1 protein-coding gene is annotated in these 1,019 nt (G+C 70.5%); it reads right to left on the bottom strand.

Annotated elements, in window-relative coordinates; translation table 11 throughout:
* On the bottom strand, positions 1 to 893 hold an 893-nt coding region (locus IE318_RS44395; protein WP_189908491.1), incomplete at its 3' end, for a polysaccharide deacetylase family protein.
* Positions 894 to 1,019: the final 126 nt, after the last annotated feature.

Below are 1,019 nucleotides of genomic sequence, written 5' to 3'. Positions count from 1 at the left end.
GTCTGGGCGTCGGGATAGCTCGCGGTCACGTTCCAGGTCGCCATCACCTTCTCCGGCGAGGGAACCTTCATCGTCACGGTCCAGTTGCTGGAGCCGCTGACCGAGACGTTCAGGTTGTACCGGTCGCTCCACGACTGGCCCGCCGACACGGTCGCGGTGCAGCCGCCGGTGCCACCGCCACCTCCGCCGCCGGAGGAGCCTCCGTCGGGGGCGACCGCGCGGCCGGTCGAGGGGGAGATCATGCCGGCGCACAGGCCCTTGCTCGCCAGCGTCTGCGCGATGCGCGGAATCGCGGCGAGGGTGTTGGCGGGCCACTCGTGCATGAGGATGATCTGGCCGTTGCCGAGCCGGCCCACGGCCTGCACGATCGCGTCGGTGGTCGCGCCGTTCCAGTCCTGGGAGTCGACGTCCCAGATGATCTCGGTCAGGCCGTACTTGGCCTCGACCGACTTCAGCGTCGCGTTGGTCTCGCCGTAGGGCGGGCGGAACAGCGTCGGCGTGCCGCCGCCCGCGGCGGCGATGGCCTGCTGGGTCCGGGAAAGCTCCGAGTCGATCTGCGACTGGCTCTGCTGGATCAGGTGCGGGTGGGTGTAGCTGTGGTTGCCGACCCACATGCCGGCGGCGATCTCGGCCTTCACCTGGGCGGGGTACGCGGCGGCGTACTGGCCCTCGTTGAACATGGTGGCCCGCAGCCCGTACTGATTGAGCGCGCTGAGCAGTGCCGGGGTGTGGTCGTTGGACGGGCCGTCGTCGAAGGTGAGTCCGACGTACCCGTTGCAGGTCGCGGCGTGCGAGGCGGTGGCGTCGACGGCGGAGACGCCCGCCACGGCCAGCGCGGTCACGGCCAGTCTGGCGACCAGGGAGCGCCATGGCCTGCGTGGTGTGGTGCGCATGGACGGTGTCCTCCTCTCGTGTCCGGTGCGGGCGGGATCAGCTCGCGGCGCAGGTGACCGTGGGCCAGGTGGTGCTGCCGTTCTTCTGGATGGTCACGCCCCAGTTGTTGCCGCTGCCGTTGGGCT

This window comes from Streptomyces spiralis, assembly GCF_014654675.1.
Lineage (GTDB): Bacteria > Actinomycetota > Actinomycetes > Streptomycetales > Streptomycetaceae > Streptomyces > Streptomyces spiralis.
Note: the sequence above shows the minus strand (reverse complement) of the source record. Positions and strands in the feature narration are given on the sequence as shown.